The sequence below is a fragment of the Bradyrhizobium sp. BR13661 genome, from assembly GCF_029892425.1.
Classification (GTDB): Bacteria; Pseudomonadota; Alphaproteobacteria; order Rhizobiales; family Xanthobacteraceae; genus Bradyrhizobium.
Genome location: NZ_JARXWB010000009.1, coordinates 42,433 through 62,144 on the forward strand (window position 1 = coordinate 42,433; position 19,712 = coordinate 62,144).

Consider the following 19,712-nt stretch of genomic DNA (forward strand, 5'->3'; position numbering starts at 1 on the left):
TCTCCCCTTGCGGGAGAGGGTGGATTGCCGCGAAGCGGCAAGCCGGGTGAGGGGTCTCTATCCGCGAATCCAAATGCAGCTGAGTATGCGGTGACAGACCCCTCATCCGGCGCTTCGCGCCACCTTCTCCCGCAAGGGGAGAAGGGAAGAGACACCTTTAGCGAGCAGGAGACCACCATGGACTTTCACCACACCGGCCGCTCGCTGGAGCTGCAGGAGCGCGTCCGCCAGTTCATGCGGACGCATGTCGAGCCGGTCGAGGAACTCTATTACGATCAGGTGAAGCCGGAGGCCGCTCGCTACGAGACACCTCCTGTGCTGCAGGACCTGAAGCGGCTGGCGCGGCAGCAGGGGCTCTGGAACCTGTTTCTATCAGGCGAGCATGGTCCCGGATTGACGAACCTTGAATACGCGCCGGTGAAGGAGATCATGGGCCGCATCCTCTGGGCGCCCGAAGTGTTCAATTGCTCGGCCCCCGACGTCGGCAACATGGAAGTGCTCGCCAATTACGGCACAAGCGCGCAGCAGGAGCGCTGGCTGAAGCCGCTGCTCGAGGGCCGCATTCGCTCCGGCTTCTCGATGACCGAGCCGCAGGTCGCTTCCAGCGATGCCACCAACATCCAGTGTGCGATCACGCGCGATGGCGACGACTATGTCATCAACGGCCGCAAATGGTTCACCTCGGGTGCGATGAACGAGGATTGCGAGATCCTGATCGTGATGGGCAAGACCGCCCCTGACGATCCCGACCGCCATCGCCAGCAATCCATGATCCTGGTGCCCAAGAATACGCCCGGCGTCCGCATCGTCAGGGACATGCTCACTTACGGCTATGACGATGCGCCGGTCGGCCACCCCGAAATCGTCTACGAGAATGTCCGCGTGCCCGCCGAGAACATTTTGCTCGGCGAAGGCCGCGGCTTCGAGATCGCGCAAGGAAGACTGGGGCCCGGTCGCATCCACCACTGCATGCGGCTGATCGGCTGCGCCCAGCGCGCGCTGGAATTGATGTGCCAGCGCTCGGTCTCGCGCACGGCCTTCGGCAAGCCGCTGGCCGAGCAGGGCTCGGTGCGCGAGGATATCGCGCACTCCTTCTGCGAGATCGCGCAGGCGCGCCTGCTCACGCTGCAGGCTGCGGACAAGATGGACCGCGAGGGCAACAAGGCCGCGCGCGACTTGATCGCCGCCGCCAAGATCGTGGTGCCCAGCATGGCCGCCCGCGTCATCGACCGCGCGATCCAGATCCATGGCGCCGCCGGCGTCTCGCAGGACACGTTCCTCGCCCGCGCCTATGTCTACGCCCGCTTCATCCGCATCGGCGACGGCCCGGACCAGGTGCATCTGGCCGCGGTCGGCAAGGAACTGATCAAGCGCGGCGGCGTGATGGGGTAGGGGAGGCTGGAGCCTCCTGTTGCCGAACAACGGCGCGCAACATGTCTGCAGTCTGGCGCGATCGTGGTTTTCACGGGTATTGCGCGACACGCTTCGATCGCCAGCCCCGTAAGATTCCGGGGAGTCGAGATACATGACTCCCCGAGTCATGTTGCTGACGCAATCCCTGTCTTAGACGGCGACAACTCAAAAACAGTGCGGGAATCACTCTGGTTCCCCCAACGGTTCCGCGGCCAGCGTTGGCGCGAATCCGCAAAGGACTGGCGCAGGTTCGCAAAACGCTTCGCGTTTGCTTGCCCATGTTTTTGCGGCATCGGGAACCGAACGAACAATCAAAGGAGAATTGATGGAGTTCCGCTCGAGCGCCGCGATGTGCGGCGCCCTGGTTGCGCTTGCCGTGTCTGTGACCGTCGCCCGCAGTGAAACAAATGAGGCTCAATCAAGCGCCGTTGTCGAAGCTGCCTGTGAGGAAGCGATCGTCGGCGCGGCATCCACGTATAATCCCCTCAAGCCCGGCAAGGAGGAGGGCGGCCCGAGCACGGCCTCCGGCGAGCGTTATGATCCCGAGGTGTGGACAGCCGCCATCAGGACGAGCTTGCGTGAGAAGTTTGGCGGCGTCCAATTCGGGGCGAGGCCGAAATATGCGCTCATCGAGGCCATCGGCAAGAAGGTGATCGTCAAGATCAACGACGTGGGGCCGCTCAAGCCCGGCCGCATCATCGACCTCAACGAGCGAACGATGCGCCATTTCGATCCGAGCATGGAGCTTGGCGTCATTCCCGGCGTCACGGTCAGGCCGCTGTCCGGAGACGATTGGACGCCGGGGCCGGTTGGCTGACGGTGCTGACGGCGTGACGGCTCACGCGTTGAAATGATTACGCCGGCCCGTCACCGACTTTCACTTGATCGGTGGATGGCAGCGAGGCGACGGGCGACGGTCGTGTCGCATCGTCGGAAAAGTTCGCCGGAGCAAGCCGCGTCCGATCGATCGACAGATCGAAAATGTCGAACCGGTTGTAGTAGCCGACGACATCGTGGAATTGCTTCGGCTCGACGCATTTGTTGAGATCGATGTTCGCGTAGGCGATGCCTTCCTCGTCCTGGAGCGTGTCGCCGAAGGCCTCGCCGGTCGGATCGACGAAGAAGCTCGCCGCACGCGGGGTCTGGTCGATCACGTCGGCGACACTGGGATCCCGCGCGATCAGGAAGGCGCGCATCGGCGCATCCATGTATCCGGCGGTGACGATCCCGAACGCCTTGGCCTCGAACGAATGCGCGCTGGCGCGGATGCGGTTGGCCGCGACGTTGTTGAAATTTCCGCCGCCGCTCGGCCTGCGTGTCGGCCACATCGGCGGCCAGCTCGAGATATGCACCTGCTCGCCCTGGGCCATCAGGGCAAATCGCGCCAGCGGATTGGTGTTCTCGCCGCAGATCAGGCATCCGATCCGGCCGAGCCGCACCTCTGCCACCTTGAGGCCGGCGCCGTCACCCGATGCCCAGACCAGCTTCTCGTAGAACGTCGGCACCAGCTTGCGGTGATGGACGAGGATCTCGCCGTCGTCCCCGATCAGCAGGTTCGAATTCCACAATCCGCCGGCACTGACCGGAGAGCGTTCGCTGATGCCGATCGAGACGGTGACGCCCAGCGCCCGCGCCTCAGCGCGCAGCCGCGCGACCTCCGGACCGTCGACCAGGACCGATTGCCCGGCCATGCGGGCGAACAGATCGTGGTTGTCGATTGGCGCCCAGAGCGCGGCCCAGACCGGAAAGGCCGGGATGTAGGTCTCCGGAAAGGCGATCAGCTCCGCGCCGGCCCTGGCGGCCTCGCGGATGATCGAGATGGCCTTCTCCGTGGTTGCGGTGCGGTCGAGAAAGACGGGTGCGGCGTGGACGGCGGCAGCCTTGAAACGGGGGAGCATGGGATCTTCCTGGCGTCCTGGTCGATCGGTCCGGTAGCATTGTCCATTCCGTCCTACGCATAGGGATTATCGCAAGCCCGGTTGCAGAGGATCGAAAGCGCCGGCTGGAACAGGAATTGCAGCCTTCGTCGGAAGATTCACGACATGCAGGAGCCGGCCATGTTCGACACGCTCAACTGGGATGATCTGCGCGTCTTTCTGCACGCCGCCCGCGCCGGCAATCTCAGCCAGACCGCCAAGCGGCTGCGGCTCGATCATTCCACGGTGAGCCGGCGCATCGCCCAGATGGAAGCCTCGCTCGGCACGGCCGTTTTCGAGCGCCACCGCACCGGCCTGAAGCTGAACGAGATCGGCGAGCGGCTGCTGCGTCATGCCGAAAAGGTCGAGAGCGCCGTCATCGCCATTCATGAGGAAGCGAGCATCGGCGACACCGAAGGGCTCGCCGGCACCGTCCGGCTGGCGACGATGGAGGGCATCGCCTCGCTGTACCTGGCGCAGCGCTTCAGCGGTTTGCGCAAGACCATGCCGCAATTGACCGTCGAGCTCGTGACCTCGGCGCAGACGGTCTACGTCCATAAGCGCGAAGCCGATTTGTTCGTGTCGTTCTTCCAGCCGCCGGGGCCGGGCCTGATCTCGGAACGGATCGGCAAGTTCGCCCTCGGACTCTATGCCAGCCGCTCTTATCTCGACAGCCACGGCACGCCTGAAAGCTTGCGCGACCTCGAGAAGCACTGGTTCGTGTCCTATATCGAGGACCTGATCCAGGTGGATTCGGTGCGCTGGCTCGACGACGTCATCGAAGAGCCCCGCATCGCCTTCCACTCCAACAGCATGATCGCGCAGATGAACGCCGCCGCGGGCGGGCTCGGCATCGTGTTGTTGCCGAGCTTCGCGATTGCCGAGCGGCCGGACCTCATTCCCGTGCTGCCCGGTCTTGCCTCGACCAGTCGCGAGGTCTGGCTCAACGTGCACGGCGATCTCCAGTTCGCCCCGCGCATCCGCGCCGTCCGGGCGTTCCTGCGCACCACGTTGAAGAACGACCCGGACATGCAGCTGGGGCTCACGCCCATGCCGCAGATGCGCACGGCAGATTGCAAAAATCCGTAGTTCCCTTTGTTGCGAGCGGGCCGGAAGCTGCCTTCAACGGCCGGCGGCTGAATTTGCCGGTCAAGTCTGCCGGCACGCAACATCGAGACCGCAATGGACGCACGGACTGACACGGCAAGCAAGGCGAGGGCCCAGGCCCGAGCGCTGGCGAGCCAGAGGCTTTGGGTCGCGCTCGGCCTGAGTGCCGCGATGATGATCATCTATTTCACGTTCATGGCGCTGTTCGCGTTCGACAAGCCGTTGCTCGGCCAGATGCTGGCGCCGGGATTGTCGCTCTGTATCGTTCTCGGACCACTCGTCATCATCAGCTCTTTCCTGCTGTGCCTTGTCTACGTGCTCTGGGCCAACCGGGTGTTCGATCCGGCCTTGCGCGATCTTGATCGATAGGGGAACGACATGGGCAGCAACGCGATCTCGATCGGCTTCTTCTTCGCCTTCATGGCGCTCACCCTTCTGATCACCTACTGGGCGGCGCGGCGCACGCGCACGACCGAACATTTCTTCGCGGCTGGCGGCGAGGTGACGCCCTGGCAGAACGGCTGGGCGCTGGCTGGCGACTTCCTCAGTGCCGGCGCGCTGCTCGGCATTGCCGGCATCGTGACCTCGAACGGCTTCGACGGCATGATCTACTCGATCGGCTGGCTGGTCGGCTGGCCGATCATCCTGTTCCTGATCGTCGAGCCCTTGCGCAACGTCGGCCGTTTCACCTTCGCCGACGTGGTGGCCTACCGCTTGCGCCAGCGACCGGTGCGGGTTGCGGCGGCGGTTGGAACGCTCGCGGTGATCCTGTTCTATCTGATCGCCCAGATGGTCGCGACGGGATCGCTGATCAAGCTGCTGTTCGGCCTGTCCTACTCGTGGTCGGTGATGCTCGTGGGCAGTGTGATGCTGGTCTACGTGCTGTTCGGCGGCATGCTCGCCACCACCTGGGTGCAGGTGGTCAAGGCAGCGCTGCTGATGGCGGGCGGCGTGCTGCTCGCCTTTCTCGTGCTGACGCATTTCGAGATGAACCCGCTGAAACTGTTTGCCGCGGCGTCGGAAAAGTACGGAGCAAGGGTGCTTCAGCCCGGTTCGCGCGTGGTCTCCGGGCAATGGGACGCCGTTTCGCTCGGCCTCGGCCTGATGTTCGGAACGGCGGCGATGCCGCATGTGCTGATGCGGGCCTACACGGTGCGCGACGCCAAGGCGGCGCGCCTGTCGATCCTCTATGCCACAGGCCTGATCGGCTTCTTCCACCTCATGGTGTTCATCATTGGCTTCGGCGCGATGGTCCTGGTCGGCCCCGAGGCCGTGACCAGGGCTGGCGGCGGCGGCAACATGGCGGCGCCTCTGCTTGCGCTCGCCGTCGGCGGCAACGCCTTCTTCGGCTTCATCTGCGCGGTGGCGTTCGCGACCATGCTCGCGGTCGTCGCGGGGCTCACCTTGTCCGGCGTCGCCACCCTGTGCCACGACGTCTGGACGAATGTCGTCCGCAACGGCACCGCCTCCGAGGCGGAGCAGCTGAAGGTCGCACGCATCGCAACCGTGGCGATCTCCGTGCTCGCCGTCGTCCTCGGGGTCGCCTTCGAAGGCCAGAACGTGGCGTTCATGGCGGGGCTTGCCTTCTCGGTGGCGTGCGCGGCCAATTTCCCGTCGCTCGTTCTCGCCATCATTTGGCGGCGCTTCACGACCTCGGCAGCAGTGGCCAGCATTCTGGTGGGAACGCTGAGCTCGCTGCTGCTGATCGTGCTGTCGCCGACCATCCAGGTCGACGTCCTCGGCAAGACGCTGGCGCAGGTCGAAGGCGCCTGGTGGTTCGTATCGCTGCGTAACCCGGCCATCATCTGCATGCCGTTGTCGTTCCTTGTTGCGATCGTGATTTCGCTCGTGACGACCGAGACGAACGCGGATGCGACCTTCGCTTCCATGCAGGAGCGCATCCTGTTCGGACGCGCACGGCCGGTCGCGGCACGGCAGGACTAGGCCGCGACGCGGGGCAAAGCGCCGGACGGGAGCGACCCATTGCAGGTCCACCCGCGTCGAGAGATCATGAGGCATGACAAGCCGGCAGCCCATCCTCATCGTCTTCGGCGGCCTTCCCGCCACTGGGAAGACGACTCTCTCTCGCGAGCTGACCCGACGCATAGGGGCGACCTATATCCGCATCGACGCGATTGAGCAGACGCTGCGCGCGCAGGGCCATGAGGTCGGCCCGATGGGCTACGTCATCGCCAATGCGCTGGCGGCCGAGAATCTCAGGCTCGGCCGTGCTGTCGTCGCGGACTGCGTCAATCCGGTGCAGGCAAGCCGTGACGGCTGGCGGCAGACAGCTTTGCTGGGATCGGCGCGCCTTGCCGAGATCGAAGTGATCTGCAGCGACGTGGCCCTCCACCGGCGGCGCGCGGAAGTCCGTACGTCCGACATTGTTGGCCTCACCTTGCCGACCTGGCACGAGATCGCCAATCGGCACTACGAGCCGTGGGACCGCGAGCATCTGCTGCTCGATACCGCCCATGAATCGATCGACCGTCTGTTGCAACGGGTGGAGATTTATCTGTCGTGACGCGATCGGGTGATCCGCTGCTGGCCATGTTTCGAGGCGATCGCCGCCTCTCAGGTTCCGGCCGTCGCGACATTCTGTCGTCGACATCTCGTCATCATCCCTTCAAGATTCGCCGCTAGTTTCGTGCGTGACGATTGGTTCGCCGGATGTACGCGGGCCGGATCGCAAGCCTCGGCCTTTGCGCCGGGGCTTTTCGTTTTTTGGGCCGCTGCCATTCGTTGATCTGGATCAAGGAGGAAACGTTGCCGGATGGCGCGATGTGCCGTGTGCTGCATCGCTTGAGCCGGAGCCCCTCATGTGGGTCCTGATGTACGTCTTTTCCTATTCGGTCAGTCCAGCCGCAACGAATGACAGGGCGGAATGGCGGCTTTTGCCGACCGTCGTGTTCCAGGAATTTTCGAACGAGGATCGGTGCAAGGCGGCCAAGTCGACCCTTGAAGCAAGCCTGGGTCAGGCAGGCGCGCGGCTGAAGAGCGGCCTTGAGGATTTGAAAGCCCTGGGAAAGGCCGACCCCAGTCAGATCATCATTGCCTACAACGTGGAGTGTCTCCCGAAATAGGCCAAAACGCCCTCTTGCGTGGTCCTGAGGGCGGACGAAACCTGACCACTGCCGCGCCCGTTTTGGCACAAACTGCACAGACCTCCGGCGCTGACATGGGTTAGTTTCGGGCATGGACAGCGAGCTGATCATACGCGTTGTGGCTATTGCGGCCGGCACTTTCACCGTCGCCGCCGTCTCGGTGCTCCTGTTCAGCTATTGATCTATCTCAACGCGCGCATCGCGTTCGGGCCCTGTGATGGGCAGAGAGATCCGACGGGGGCGCAACGATGCGGCCGTGGATGTTACACGCGCTGGCCTGGGGACTGACGGCGATCGGCCTGTTCGCCATCGCGTCCATGCTGTTCTGAGCGGAATGGCTCAGCGTGGGCGCTACCGCCATGATGGCATCATGCCGGTGTTTTGCCCGACGAGTCAAACGGATTTCGTAAAATCAGCAATATGTCCGTGACGGCCGGCAAGCCCTTGATAAGGCTGACCCAGCCTACTGTGCATGGGGTTGTTTTCGAGATTGATGTGTGCGCGATCATCCCGCCCTGGCGATGCGGCTGTCGGCGCGCAGGTTCTGGAAGAATTTCTCCACCTCGCGCGACAGCGTGTCCGCGGTCGCGGTCAGGCTGCTCGCCGCCGTCAGCACCGAGGATGCCGCCGTATCGGTCTCGCCGATGGCGTCGCGGAGCGAGGTGATGTTGGCGACCAGCGTCTCGTTGCCTTGCGCCGCCGACTGGGCATTGGAGGAGATCTCGCGCGTGGCCTGGTCCTGCTGGCCGACGGCGCCCGCGATCGCGGAGGTGACCTCGTTGATCTCGCGCACCGCGCCGCCGATCTCGCGGACGGCGTCGACCGCATTGCGGGTCGATGACTGGATCATCGCGACGTTCTCGCTGATGTCGGCCGTCGCCTTCGCGGTCTGGCCGGCCAGCGCCTTCACTTCGTGCGCGACCACGGCAAAGCCGCGGCCGGCATCGCCGGCGCGCGCGGCCTCGATGGTGGCGTTGAGCGCAAGCAGATTGGTCTGTTCGGCGATCGCCTGAATGAGGCTCAGAACGCCGTCGATGCGCTGCGTGGCCGCGGCCAGGCTCTCGATCTCGGCGATCGATTTTTCGGTGCGCTGGCCGGTCTGCTCGACCGCGCTGGCGCTCTGCCGCACCTGGCGTCCGATTTCCTCGACGGAAGCGGAGAGCTCTTCGGCGGCGCCCGCGACCGCAGTGACGTTGTGCGAGGCCTGCTCGCTGGCCCCAGCCGCCGTGCCGGCGCGGCTGTTTGCATCCGCCGTGACGCGGGTGATGGTCTGCGCGGTTTCGCGCATGACGGAAGCATTGTCGCTGAGCCCACGCATGATCGCGCCGATCGCCTCGCGGAACGCCTCGACGGACTGCTCGATGTGGCGTGCGCGGGCGTCGCGAGCGGCGGAGTCCTGCGAGACCTGCGAGGCGAGGTTGCGGTTGCGCCCCATCGCGTCCTGGAACACCTCGATGGCGCGGGCGAGCGCGCCGATCTCGTCGGCGCGTCCGGCGTGCGGCACCACGACATTCTCGGCGCCGTCGGCGACCTGCTTGATGGTCGCGGTGATCGCGGCGAGCGGCCGGGCGATCGAGCGGGCGATGATGATGATGCCGATCACGACAAGGGCCAGCGCCACGCCGGCGAGGCAGGTCAGCACGAACGACAGCGTGCGGTTGGTCTCGGTCTGAAGCGCGATCTGCCTGCCCCGCTCTGCATAGACCTTGGACAGCGCCTCCAGATCCTTGTTCAGCGCCGAGCGCACGGCGCGGTTGGCGTCGTTGTCGCCCCATTCGCGCCCCGCAGCCGCGTTGATCTCGACGCCGCGGCGGACCAGCTCCTTGCGGAACTCGACGAACTGCTCGATGCGCTTCTTGAAGGTCGCGAACTGCTCGGAATCGTCAGCCTTGACGATGGTCTCCCAGCGCTTCACGACGTCCAGGATCTGCTCGTTGAACTTGAGCAGTCCCTCGCCGTATTTCTTCACCACGGCCGGCTCGGTCGACATGTAGACGCCGCGCGATTCCATCACGACTGCGTAGACCAGCGAGTTGACGCGCTCGACATTCAGCGCGGCTGCATTCGCCGTCTCGATCGCGCTGGTCAGTTCGGCGCTGCGGCGGCTGTTGTAATCGGACAGCATCGCGATCGCCCCGGTCAGCAGGGCGAACAGCGCGAAGATCGCGTAGAGCTTGGTGGCCAGGGTGAAACGGCCTGCCAGGCCGGCAGCATTCCCAGATCGATCGATTTGCATGTGGTCGGGGCCCGAATGGCCAGGAGCGGCCGGTGCGCGCGGTCGTGTAAAATTGATGCAAAACTATGCAGAATGAAGATGGACGCTGTGTTAACGCGCAAGTGTGGGGTGTGCGCCCTTTGTCGCAGGAAAGACGTGCTGCCTCAGTGATTTGGAGCGATCCTATCGGTTCCCGGCAAGTCGACCCCGGGGATCGCCCGGGATGCCCCAAACATCGGCGTGCACACCGGCCGCCAAGCGCGTATCCCTGACGCCAGCGCCACCCCGGGCTCGACCGGGGGCCGGTCGCTGGCCGACGAATTCCGGAGGGACCTGTGGTCTACCGCCACACCATCGACGCCACGACCTACACCTTCCCGGACCTGCGCGACCTCCTTGCCAAGGCGACGCCGCCGCGCTCGGGCGACCGGCTGGCCGGCGTTGCCGCCGGGAGTGCCGAGCAGATGATCGCCGCGCGAATGGCCTTGGCCGACGTTCCCCTCGGGCAATTCCTGCAGGAGGCCGTCATCCCCTATGAGGCCGACGAGATCACCCGCCTCGTCATCGACAGCCATGACATCAGGGCCTTTGCGCCGGTCTCCTCGCTGACAGTCGGAGCCTTCCGCGACTGGCTGCTCTCGGACGCCGCGACGCCTGAGGCTTTGCGCAAGCTCGCGCCCGGCATCACCCCGGAAATGGCGGCCGCGGTCTCAAAGCTGATGCGCAACCAGGACCTGATCCTGGCGGCGCGGAAGTGCCAGGTCACGACCGCCTTCCGCAACACCATCGGCCTGAAGGGCCGGATGAGCACGCGGCTGCAGCCCAATCACCCTTTCGACGATGCCAGGGGCATCACCGCCTCGATCCTCGACGGCTTGCTGCTTGGGGCCGGCGACGCCTGCATCGGCATCAACCCGGCGAGCGACGATCCGGCCGTGATCGGGCAATTGCTGCGGCTGCTGGACGAGATCATCGCGCGGCTGAAAATTCCGACGCAAGGCTGCGTGCTGACCCATGTCACCACGACGCTGTCGCTGATCGGGCAGGGCGTGCCTGTCGACCTCGTCTTCCAATCGGTCGCCGGCACCGAGGCCGCCAACCGGTCTTTCGGCATCGACCTCGCGCTGCTGAAGGAGGCGCAGGCGGCCGGGCTGTCGCAGAAGCGCGGCACGGTCGGTGAGAACGTCATGTATTTCGAGACGGGGCAGGGCTCGGCGCTGTCGGCCAATGCCCATCACGGCGTCGACCAGCAGACCTGCGAGGCGCGGGCCTATGCGGTGGCCAGGGCTTTTGCGCCGTTACTGGTCAACAGCGTGGTCGGCTTTATCGGTCCGGAATATCTCTACGACGGCAAGGAGATCATCCGTGCGGGCCTGGAGGACCATTTCTGCGGCAAGCTGCTCGGCCTGCCGCTCGGGGTCGACATCTGCTACACCAACCATGCCGAAGCGGACCAGGACGACATGGACAACCTCCTGACGCTGCTTGCCGCGGCCGGCGTCACCTTCATCATGGGGGTGCCCGGCGCCGACGACGTCATGCTGAACTACCAGTCCACCTCCTTCCACGACGCGCTCTATGTCCGCGACGTCTTCGGTGCGGCCCGCGCGCCCGAGTTCGACGACTGGCTGGTGCTATCAGGCATCGCCGGCGCCGACTTGCGGCTCGCCCGCGACGCCGGCCTCTTGCCCGATTTTGCCGCGCGGCTGATCGCGTGATGCGGAAAAACCTCGCGAAAAACCCCGCTCATCGGCGTGAACCGGGGAAACCATTGGCGCGTCTCACGAATTAGTTCGGTGCCACAATATTGAGGAATTCCGGTCGCAGCGTTACGCTATGTGTCTGGAGACCTCGTCGGTACCATCAGTGGAACGTGGTAGGGGGAAGTTCGATGCGCGCTGAAAGCAACGGAACGAGCCGGAAGATTCTCTGTGTCTTTCCGCGGTACACGTCCTCCTTCGGTACCTTCGAGCATGCCTATCCGCTGACCGACGGCGTTCGCGCCTTCATGCCGCCGCAGGGCCTGCTACTGCTCGCGGCCTATCTGCCCAAGGAGTGGCAGGTCAAATTTGTCGACGAGAATCTCCGTCGCACCACGAAGGAAGAGTTCGAATGGGCTGAGGCCGTCTTCGTCAGCGGCATGCACATCCAGCGCCAGCAGATGAACGACATCTGCCGCCGCGCCCATGAGTTCGACCTGCCGGTCGCGCTGGGCGGTCCCTCGGTGAGCGCCTGTCCGGACTATTATCCGTCGTTCGACTATCTCCATGTCGGCGAGCTCGGCGATGCCACCAATCAGCTGCTCGAGATCCTGTCGCGCGATACCTCGCGCCCCGAGCAGCAGGTCGTGCTGACGACCAAAGACCGCGTGCCGATGACGGAGTTTCCGATACCGGCCTACGAGCTTGCCGACGTGAAGCGCTATTTCCTCGGCAGCATCCAGTATTCCAGCGGCTGTCCCTATGAGTGCGAGTTCTGCGACATCCCCGGCCTCTACGGCCGCAATCCGCGCATCAAGTCGCCGGAGCAGATCATCGCGGAGCTCAACCGCCTGCGCGAATGCGGCATGACCGACACCGTCTACTTCGTCGATGACAATTTCATCGGCAACCGCAAGGCCGCGCTGGACCTGTTGCCGCATCTGATCGAGTGGCAGAAGAAGACCGGCTATGTGATGCGGCTTGCCTGTGAGGCGACGCTCAACATCGCCAAGCGTCCCGAGATCCTCAAGAAGATGCAAGAGGCCTATTTCATCACCATCTTCTGCGGCATCGAGACGCCCGACCCCGACGCGCTGAAGGCCATGAACAAGGATCACAACATGATGGTCCCGATCCTCGAGGGCGTGCGCACCATCAATTCCTACGGCATGGAGGTGGTCTCGGGCATCATCATGGGGCTCGACACCGACAAGCCGGGCACCTCGGAGGCGCTGCTCGCCTTCGTCGAGGAATCCCGGATTCCGCTTCTCACCATCAACCTGCTTCAGGCACTGCCGAAGACGCCGCTTTGGGACCGATTGGAGAAGGAAGGGCGCCTGGTCGACGATGAGGGGCGCGATTCCAACGTCGACTTCCTGCTGCCCTATGACGAGGTCGTCGCGTCCTGGAAACACGCCATGAGCGTCGCCTACGAGCCCGAGAAGGTCTACGAGCGCTTCCAGTATCAATGCGACAACGTTTATCCGCACCGCCTGAAGATGCCGGTGCCGGACGAGATGAAGACCTGGGCCAACATCAAGCGCGGCCTTGTCATGATGCGCAACATCTTCTGGAAGGTCGGCGTGCTCGGCGACTACAGGCGCGTGTTCTGGAAGTTCGCGCTGGGGCGCATCAGGCGCGGCGACATGGAAGGCCTGATCGGCTGCACCATGATCGCGCATCATCTGATCACCTTTGCGCGCGCGGCCACCAGCGGCAAGCAGAACGCGTCGAACTATTCGATCCGCCTGCGCGAAGCCTCCGTTCCCGCCGAATGAGCGAGAAGCCCGTTCCGGCGCGACCGACCGTCGACCTCAGATCGTTCACGCCCGCGCGCGTCGCACTCGGGCGCAGCGGAGTGAGCTTGCCGACCAGGCCGCTGCTCGATTTCACGTTGGCCCACGCGCGCGCCCGCGATGCCGTGCATGCCGTCTTCGATGCGCCGCATCTGGTTGCCGGGGCGAAGGCGCTCGGCCTTGCTGTCACCGAGGTCAGTAGCCGGGCGGCCGATCGCGGCGACTATCTGCGCCGGCCGGATCTGGGACGGAAGCTCGATGCCGGCTCTGCCGCGACGCTGGCGGAGCGCGCCACCGTGCCGTGCCAGCTTGCGATCGTGATCGGTGATGGATTGTCGGCCGCCGCTGTCCACGCCCATGCATTGGCGCTGCTGCAAAGCCTGCTGCCGCTGCTTGGCGAAGGCGACGCTGTCGCAATCAGCCACGTCGTCGTCGCCTCGGGCGCGCGGGTTGCCCTCGGTGACGAGATCGGGGCTATCATCGGCGCCCGCATGGTTTTGATGCTGATCGGTGAGCGCCCGGGCCTGTCCGCGCCCGACAGCCTCGGGGCCTATCTGACCTTCGCACCGAGGCCCGGCCTGACCGATGCCGAGCGAAATTGCGTGTCGAACATCCACAAGGCTGGGTTGAGCTATGACGAGGCCGCCCTCAAGATCGCCTGGCTCGTCCGCGAGGGGCTGGCGCGACAGGTCACGGGTGTGGCGCTCAAGGACGAGAGCGCCGATCGCGCGCCGCGTCGAATCGGCACGGCTGTGCCAGAATGACGGGCATTCCGGCAAAATCGCCGCATCTTGATCGATTCAGAGAGCGTTGGTGCGCTTGCGAAAAGGGCGCTTGACCTGCTAAACCGCTGCCGGCGATTTTCCGCGCATTTTCAAAGGGCAAGCCTCCCATTGGTATGGCGTTTTCAAGCCGTTCGCGGGGCGCAACAAGCTCACAGCTAGAGCCGATTGAGGAACTGGACAAGGCATGCTCGAAAAGCACAGCGAGAGTGAGGTTCATGTCGACAAGGTCGAGCAGGGGCCTGCGTCCTCCATTGCCTTCGGGCTGGAGCGTCTCGGGCTGATCGCCGTCAAGGCGCCGATCGTCTCCTGCATCATCCTGCTCGCGCTCATCGTCGGCGCGGTGTTCGGCATCGAGCGGATCAAGATCGACGATTCGCTGTCGCAGCTGTTCCGCTCCAACACGCCGGAATTCCGCCAGTATGAAGCGGTGACCAAGAAGTTCCCGGCCGAGGAATTCGATGTCCTCGTCGTGGCCGAGGGCCAGAAACTCCTGGCCCGAAACAATCTCGAGAAGCTGCGTGACTTCGTCACCGATCTGCAGCTGGTCGAAGGCACGCGCGGGCTTGTCTCGCTGTTCTCGGCGCGCCAGGCTCCGGCGCCGGGCAAGCTGCCGGCCGCACTGTTCCCCTCCGAGCTGCCCGAGGGCGCGGCCTACGATCAGTTCATCGAGACCGTCAAGAACAACGAGATCATCCGCGGCAAGCTGCTGTCCGAGGACGGTACGCTCGCACTGATCGTGCTCTCGCTCGATCCGGAAGTGGTGGCCTCCAGCAAGCTTACCAAGGTCGTGGGCGACATTCGCGCGCTGATGAAGGAGGATCTCGGCGACACCGGGCTCAGCGTGCAGCTCTCCGGCGTGCCGGTGATGCAGCTCGAGATCCGCAACGCGGTCGAGCGCGACGGGCTCACCTACAACATCCTCGGCATTCTCGCCGGCTGCATCATCGCCATCATCTTCTTCCGCAAGATCTCGTTCATGGTGGTGGCGGCGTTCCCGCCGATGATCGCGATCCTGATCGCGCTCGGCGCGCTCGGCTGGGCCAATTTCAATCTCAACATGTTCCTGAACGTGATGACGCCGCTTATCATGGTGATCTCGTTCTCGGACTCGATGCAGCTGACCTTCGCCGCGCGCGACCGGTTGATCGCGGGCCAGGACAAGTTCACGGCGTTCAAGAACGCCGTGCTGGTGGTCGGCCCGGCCTGCGTGCTGACGCACGGCACCGCCGGCATTTCCTTCATCGCGCTGCAGTTCTCGGACTCCGACCTGATCCGCAAGTTCGGCGAGGCGGGCTTAGCTGCCACCATCATCGCGCTGGTCACGGTGCTGTCGCTGGTGCCGGTGTTCGGCGTGCTGTTCGTGCGCAACGAGAAGGTCTTTGCGGTCAAGTTCCAGAGCGCGGATGCCGGCGTGCAGGCGCTGCGCAATTTCTGCTACTGGATCGCGGTGCGCATGGTCGGCCGTCCCGGCCTGTTCAGCCTGATTGCGCTGCTGTTCGTCGCCAGCCTCGGCGTCATCTACGCCAATCTGCAGCCGCGCTACCGGCTCGCCGACCAAGTGCCCGACAAGCGTCAGGCGGTTGCCGCCAGCAACCGGCTCGATGCCAAGCTGACCGGCGCCAATCCGGTCAACGTGCTGATCCAGCTCCCCAAGGGTGAAACGCTCTACTCGCCGGAGACGCTGCAGACCATCGCTGACGTCCACGAGACCGTGGAGAAGGCGGCCGGCGTCGGCAACGTCTGGTCGCTGGAGACGCTGCGCCGCTGGCTCGCCGAAAAGGCCGGCAGCAGCGACGTCGCGACGCTGAAGGAATACGTTGGCGTCATCCCCGAGCATCTGGTGCGGCGCTTCATCGATGCCGAGCAGGATGCGGTGGTCGTGGCCGGTCGCGTGCCGGACAAGGACTCCAGCCAGCTCCTGCCGATTGTCGACAAGCTCGATTCCGAGCTCGACGCGGTCCGCAAGAAGCATCCCGGCTACGAGGTCGCCGTCACCGGTCTTGCCGCCATCGCCGCGCGCAACTCGGCGGGCATGATCGAGAAGCTGAACCGCGGCCTCACCGTCGAATTCGCGCTGGTCGCGATCTTCATCGGTCTTGCCTTCCGCTCCTGGGTGGTGATGTTCGCCTGCATCCTGCCGGGCATCTTCCCGGTGGTGATGTCGGGAACGGTGCTGTGGGCGATGGGCGAGGGGCTGCAATTCGCCAGCGTCGTCGCGCTCACCGTCTCGTTCGGTCTCGGCCTCTCCGCGACCATCCACTTCCTCAATCGCTTGCGATTGGAGAGCAAGCCGGGCGTCGGTTCGGCGCTCGCGGTGGAACGCGCGACCGTGCTGGTCGGTCCGGCGCTGATCCTGACCACGGTGGTGCTGGCCTGCGGCCTTGTCGTCACCGTGTTCTCGGATCTGCCGTCGCTGCGGCTGTTCGGCTGGCTCAGCGCCTTCTCGATGGTGGCGGCACTGGTCGCCGACCTCTTCATCCTGCGGCCGACGGCGATGTGGCTGATCAATCTGCACGGCAAGCTGCAGGGCTCGGACAAGTCGGCGATCTGAGCGGCGGTCATCACGCGGCCACCGAATCGCAGCACGTTTGCTGCGGTCCGGAGGCTTTATGCGCGACATCAGGCACGATAGCTCGATCACGGCGTTTCAGCAGAAGCGCGGCGGCGACGCGGCGGGCTTCTTCGTCCCGTTCCTGGCGCCAGGCATGCGGTTGCTCGACGTCGGCTGCGGCCCGGGAACGATCACGGCGGCGCTTGCGGGGATCGTCGATACTGCGATCGGCGTCGATATCGATCCGAATGCGATCGCGGCCGCCAGACAGCTTGCCACGCATTCAAGCTTGGCCAATCTCTCTTTTGTCGAGGCCGACATGACCGCACTCCCGTTCGAGGACGGTGCGTTCGACGCGGTTTTCTTTCACGCGGTGCTCTACCATCAGAGCCACGCAAAGCTGACGCGAACGCTTGCCGAAGCGCGGCGAGCGTTGAAGCCCGGCGGGCTGCTCGCCACGCGCGACGCCGATGTCGGTGGCAACATTCTCTATCCCGAGCTTGATGGCGTGCGCCTTGCGCTCGACCTCTGGCAGCGCTGGTACGAGCACGACGATCCTGATGCGCTTCGCTTCGGTCGCCGCCAGAGCGCCATTCTTCGCGCCCACGGCTTCACGCCGGTCTGGGCCGGCGCAAGCTATGTCAACCATAGCGCCGACGCTGCGAGCCGTGCCGAGGCGGTCGCAGATGCGCGACGAAGCCTGCTTGGGCTCGGGCCGCAGCTCGTAAGCAAGGCAATTGCGACCGCCGACGAGATTGACACCGCGCGTGCCGGCTGGGACGCCTGGGGACGCGATCCCGACGCGGTTTATTTCAGATGCCGCTGCGAATGCGTCGCGCGCAAGCCGTGATCCTCGGCCTTACGCCTCGACATGGACGATCCCGTACGGGTTGAACTTGAAATCGTCCTCAGCGTATTGCGACGTTCGTGACAGGCTTAGCTTGCGATCGGCCAGCGCAGCATCGATCCCGCGCTCGGCCATTGCGTCGGCGATCTCGTCCGTGATCTTCACCGCGTCGCGATCGCTGCCGCGCGCTTTCGCGACATAGATCTCCGGCAGGCCGACGAGGTGGAATCCGACGCTCTCGTTGTAAGCCGTGCCGTCGAGCGGACGCTTGGCGAAGGCGAGGCGGCAGGCTCGGCTCATCGCTGCCGTCAGGGCGAGACCCTGGTTCGTCTTGGCCGCCGCCTTGCAGTCGGATGCCAATTGCATCCATCGCTTCAGGCCGTGGGCAACACCGGCGCTCTCGCCTTTCACGGCGGTCGCTCCAACCTCGATCATCTCCTCGACGATGCGCAAGGCTGCCGCGGAGTAGGCCACCGCCTTCTGCTGCTCCATCCGCGGGCTGAGCACGTACAGCACGGATTTGTGGTCCGCGACGGCGGCCTCGTCGGCGGCGGACCAGGCATTGGGAAAGACACGGTCCCAGCAGACGCCGAACGACCGCTCCATGTGCGGATCGGGCTTCGCTTGCGAATAGGTGCGGTCGATCTCGAAACCGAAATCGGCGATTGTCTTTGTGACGGCTTTCGGCGGATGCAGCAGGCTGTCGTCCCTGCCGAGAAAACAGAGCACATGGCGTGGCTTCGCTGACGACGGCTGCATGTCCGTCCCTCGCTGGATCGACGGATGATCATCTGCCCACGCTGGAGCGGCGGCAAAGAGTCCGATGGCCTTGAGCAGGTGTCTGCGGTTCATTCAGCAAAAAGCCCCCGGCTCGCGAGAACCGGGGGCCGTATTCCTTTCGACGCTGGAAGGGCGATCAGCCCTTCGTCATCGTGATATTGACGCCGCGGATCTCGCCCTTGGACGAGATCTGCACAGTCTGCTTGGAGCCGTTGGTGCGGAGCGACAGATTGGCGGCAAAGCCGTTGGCCTCGACGAACACGTCGATCTGGCCGCCGCCGGCGGTGCCCTGCAGATTGCCGAAGATGTTGCGGTTGGACTCGCTCCAGTTGCCGGAGATGCGCTCACCTTGGCTGGTCACGTCGCTGGTGAGGTCGAACTTGTAGCTGTCGGACGCGCAGTGCAGGGCCTGCTTGAGGCTGAGACCGGTGCCGGCGACCTTGTAGTCCGCCTTGCAGCGGATGCGCTCGGTCGAGCCGTCGGACAGCGACACCGTGCCGGTGCCGGTCCACGCGCCGTCGAATCCGGCGAACGGCCCGGACGACTGAGCGTGGCTCGCCGCAACCGAGAGGAGCAGCGCCGCGCCAATGCCGGCCGCCTTGATTGCCAGTTCAGATCGCCCAAAGAATTTCATCATCAATATCCCGTTTTTGAAACGACGCCCGCCCAAGGCTGCGCGTCTCGCCACATCGAAAGTTTAGTGTTGCTAACCCGTGCCAGGTTCAAGAGTTCGTGTCAGGTTCGAAGCCTACCCGTCCGCGATGTCAGGCTCGCGAAGCGGTCTTGTCATGGTTTGAAGCCGGATTTCTCTCTGTTTCAGTGTGTTTCTGGCCCAAATGGCCGGTCGGACAGATGCAACGCTGCAACAGGTATGCAGTAAAACGCCGCATGCCAGAATTATGACGTAGTATCAAACTCTTACATCTGCCAATGAAGACTTAGGGAAGACCCGATTTGGTGAACGCGGCGCCAATTTGGCCGCATTTGCCAGCGCTTGTGGCCTTCTCCGGTGCCGCACTCTTCCAGCGGCAACTTGCCATCAGAACAATCCGTTCCCGTCGTCCGCCCTGTGCTGCCCGGGACTGGTGCGATTCTGCCGTCAGAATGAAGGAATACAATGCGTAAGCTTCTCATCGCTCTCACCGTGCTGTCGGCAACCCTCTCCACGACCGCTTTCGCCCAGGGCGGGCGTGGCACGGACGCCGAGCAGAAGGCCTGCACGCGCGATGTGCAGAAGTTCTGCCGCCCGGTGATCGACCAGGGCGATTTCACCATCCTGGCCTGCCTCAAGGAGAACCGGGCCAAGATCTCGCAGGCCTGCGATCAGGTCCTGAAGGACCACAACCAGTAAGCTCGGCCACTGGCCCATAAAGGCGGCCGTGGGGCTGCCTTTTCGGGCCGGATCCAGCGGGGCTGCCATCGCGAGACAGGATTGGTTTTGCGGCCATATTCCCCTATATGGGGGCCGCGGCCGCGTCGCCGGCATCAGCCCGCGCGA

At 64.4% G+C, this 19,712-nt stretch carries 17 protein-coding genes; 13 read left to right on the forward strand and 4 right to left on the reverse strand.

All coding sequences use genetic code 11. The features are described 5' to 3' along the window. Positions 1-177: 177 nt before the first annotated feature. Both M2427_RS16730 and M2427_RS16735 read left to right on the forward strand, forming a co-directional pair. Positions 178-1,392 (forward strand): acyl-CoA dehydrogenase family protein, encoded by a 1,215-nt coding sequence (locus M2427_RS16730; protein ID WP_280707531.1) that lies wholly within the window; start codon positions 178-180, stop codon positions 1,390-1,392. Between the two features lie 346 nt (positions 1,393-1,738). Beyond that, entirely contained in the window at positions 1,739-2,230 is a 492-nt protein-coding gene (locus tag M2427_RS16735) for a septal ring lytic transglycosylase RlpA family protein (RefSeq protein ID WP_280707532.1), read from the forward strand. Positions 2,231-2,267: 37 nt separating this feature from the next. On the opposite strand, the gene M2427_RS16740 is transcribed toward M2427_RS16735, so the two are convergent. After that, positions 2,268-3,311 (reverse strand): carbon-nitrogen hydrolase family protein, encoded by a 1,044-nt coding sequence (locus tag M2427_RS16740; RefSeq protein ID WP_280707533.1) that lies wholly within the window; start codon positions 3,309-3,311, stop codon positions 2,268-2,270. Between the two features lie 159 nt (positions 3,312-3,470). Here M2427_RS16740 and M2427_RS16745 point away from each other — a divergent pair, with 159 nt between their 5' ends. From M2427_RS16745 to M2427_RS16765, 5 genes are all read left to right on the forward strand, one after another. Continuing rightward, positions 3,471-4,418, forward strand: coding sequence for a LysR family transcriptional regulator (locus M2427_RS16745; RefSeq protein WP_280707534.1), 948 nt, complete (start codon positions 3,471-3,473; stop codon positions 4,416-4,418). 93 nt (positions 4,419-4,511) lie between these two features. Beyond that, positions 4,512-4,805, forward strand: a complete 294-nt coding sequence (locus M2427_RS16750) for a DUF485 domain-containing protein (protein ID WP_280707535.1) — start codon at positions 4,512-4,514, stop codon at positions 4,803-4,805. Positions 4,806-4,814: 9 nt separating this feature from the next. Continuing rightward, positions 4,815-6,380, forward strand: coding sequence for a cation acetate symporter (locus M2427_RS16755; protein WP_280707536.1), 1,566 nt, complete (start codon positions 4,815-4,817; stop codon positions 6,378-6,380). Positions 6,381-6,453: 73 nt separating this feature from the next. Further along, positions 6,454-6,960: an AAA family ATPase gene (locus tag M2427_RS16760; RefSeq protein ID WP_280707537.1), complete on the forward strand. Its 507-nt coding sequence runs from the start codon at positions 6,454-6,456 to the stop codon at positions 6,958-6,960. Between the two features lie 295 nt (positions 6,961-7,255). Further along, on the forward strand, positions 7,256-7,519 hold the full coding sequence (locus M2427_RS16765; protein ID WP_280707538.1) for a hypothetical protein: 264 nt from the start codon (positions 7,256-7,258) through the stop codon (positions 7,517-7,519). A gap of 526 nt (positions 7,520-8,045) precedes the next feature. On the opposite strand, the gene M2427_RS16770 is transcribed toward M2427_RS16765, so the two are convergent. Beyond that, positions 8,046-9,776: a HAMP domain-containing methyl-accepting chemotaxis protein gene (locus M2427_RS16770; RefSeq protein WP_280707539.1), complete on the reverse strand. Its 1,731-nt coding sequence runs from the start codon at positions 9,774-9,776 to the stop codon at positions 8,046-8,048. A 314-nt stretch (positions 9,777-10,090) separates the two neighbouring features. Between M2427_RS16770 and M2427_RS16775 the strand changes: the two genes are divergently transcribed. From M2427_RS16775 to M2427_RS16795, 5 genes are all read left to right on the forward strand, one after another. After that, positions 10,091-11,473, forward strand: a complete 1,383-nt coding sequence (locus tag M2427_RS16775; protein WP_280707540.1) for an ethanolamine ammonia-lyase subunit EutB — start codon at positions 10,091-10,093, stop codon at positions 11,471-11,473. Positions 11,474-11,646: 173 nt separating this feature from the next. Continuing rightward, the gene (locus M2427_RS16780) at positions 11,647-13,233 is read left to right on the forward strand and encodes a B12-binding domain-containing radical SAM protein (protein ID WP_280707541.1); all 1,587 of its coding nucleotides are present in this window, start codon (positions 11,647-11,649) and stop codon (positions 13,231-13,233) included. Next, positions 13,230-14,015: an ethanolamine ammonia-lyase subunit EutC gene (eutC, locus tag M2427_RS16785; RefSeq protein WP_280707543.1), complete on the forward strand. Its 786-nt coding sequence runs from the start codon at positions 13,230-13,232 to the stop codon at positions 14,013-14,015. Before M2427_RS16780 ends, eutC begins: the two co-directional genes overlap by 4 nt. Positions 14,016-14,220: 205 nt before the next feature. After that, on the forward strand, positions 14,221-16,587 hold the full coding sequence (locus tag M2427_RS16790) for an MMPL family transporter (RefSeq protein ID WP_280707544.1): 2,367 nt from the start codon (positions 14,221-14,223) through the stop codon (positions 16,585-16,587). Between the two features lie 58 nt (positions 16,588-16,645). Next, positions 16,646-17,437: a class I SAM-dependent methyltransferase gene (locus tag M2427_RS16795; RefSeq protein WP_280707545.1), complete on the forward strand. Its 792-nt coding sequence runs from the start codon at positions 16,646-16,648 to the stop codon at positions 17,435-17,437. Positions 17,438-17,446: 9 nt separating this feature from the next. On the opposite strand, the gene M2427_RS16800 is transcribed toward M2427_RS16795, so the two are convergent. Together M2427_RS16800 and M2427_RS16805 are read right to left on the reverse strand one after the other, a co-directional pair. Beyond that, complete coding sequence (locus M2427_RS16800) at positions 17,447-18,193, reverse strand: hypothetical protein (protein WP_348521930.1); 747 nt, start codon at positions 18,191-18,193, stop codon at positions 17,447-17,449. A 157-nt stretch (positions 18,194-18,350) separates the two neighbouring features. Further along, positions 18,351-18,848 (reverse strand): hypothetical protein, encoded by a 498-nt coding sequence (locus M2427_RS16805; protein ID WP_280707774.1) that lies wholly within the window; start codon positions 18,846-18,848, stop codon positions 18,351-18,353. Positions 18,849-19,331: 483 nt separating this feature from the next. On the opposite strand from M2427_RS16805, the gene M2427_RS16810 reads away from it, so the two are divergent. Further along, positions 19,332-19,565 carry a hypothetical protein gene (locus tag M2427_RS16810; RefSeq protein WP_280707547.1) on the forward strand — a complete coding sequence of 78 codons (234 nt, stop codon included), beginning with the start codon at positions 19,332-19,334 and terminating at the stop codon, positions 19,563-19,565. Positions 19,566-19,712: the final 147 nt, after the last annotated feature.